At 75.7% G+C, this 920-nt stretch carries 1 protein-coding gene; it reads left to right on the forward strand.

Going from position 1 to position 920, the window contains the following annotated elements:
* Positions 1-227: 227 nt before the first annotated feature.
* Positions 228-920 (forward strand): copper homeostasis protein CutC (locus tag BZL64_RS38650; RefSeq protein WP_086773546.1); only part of this gene is annotated, 693 nt, incomplete at its 3' end.

Below are 920 nucleotides of genomic sequence, written 5' to 3' on the forward strand. Positions count from 1 at the left end.
GGGTGGCCGGTGCGGTGGCTGGGGCGGGGCCGCGGGCGGCTTCGAGGGTGCGGGCGAAGCGGGCGCGGAGGGACGCGAGGGCGTCGTGGGTGGTGGCGGTTTCCCGGTGGTCGGCCATGCCGTCATTCTTCCCCCGTCCGGCTGGGGATGCGGGGGTGAGCGAGGCGGCTCGGAGGCGTACCCTGGAATTGGACTAGACCTGTAGAGCCGTCGACGAATGGGGTCCCATGAGCAAGCGTGCAGTCCTGGAGGTGATCGCCCTCGACGTGCGGGACGCGGTCGCCGCCCAGGCCGGAGGCGCGGACCGCCTCGAAGTGGTCACCGACATCGCCGCCGACGGGCTCACCCCGCCCGTCCCGGCGTTCGCCGCGATCCGGGCCGCCGTCGACCTCGACCTGCGCGTGATGCTGCGCCTGAGCGACGGGTTCGCCGCCGGGGACGCCGAAGACACAGCACGGCTCGTCCGGGCCGCCGGAGAGCTGCGGGCGGCCGGGGCGGACCAGTTCGTGCTCGGCTTCCTCGACGCGGAGGGCGGCGTGGACCTGGCCACCGTCGAACGGGTGGTCGCGGAGCTGGACGGCCGCCCGTGGACCTTCCACCGCGCGATCGACCACACGGCCGACCGCGACGCCCTGCGCAAGCAGTGCGAGGGGCTGCCCGGACTGGACACCTACCTCACGGCCGGGTCGGCCGCGGGGGTCGACGACGGGCTGGCCGTGCTGATCGCGGAGGCGGGACGGCACGGCGAGCAGGGGTACGAGCAGCAGCTCCTCGTCGGCGGAGGGCTGCGGCTCGATCATGTGCCGGCGCTGCGGGCCGCGGGGATCGACGCGTTCCACATCGGCGGGGCGGCCCGGCCCGGCGGCTGGACGGGGCCCGTGTCGGCGGGAGCCGTGGGGGAGTGGCGGCGGGTGCTGGAC

The organism is Streptomyces bobili (assembly GCF_002154575.1).
Classification (GTDB): domain Bacteria; phylum Actinomycetota; class Actinomycetes; order Streptomycetales; family Streptomycetaceae; genus Streptomyces; species Streptomyces bobili.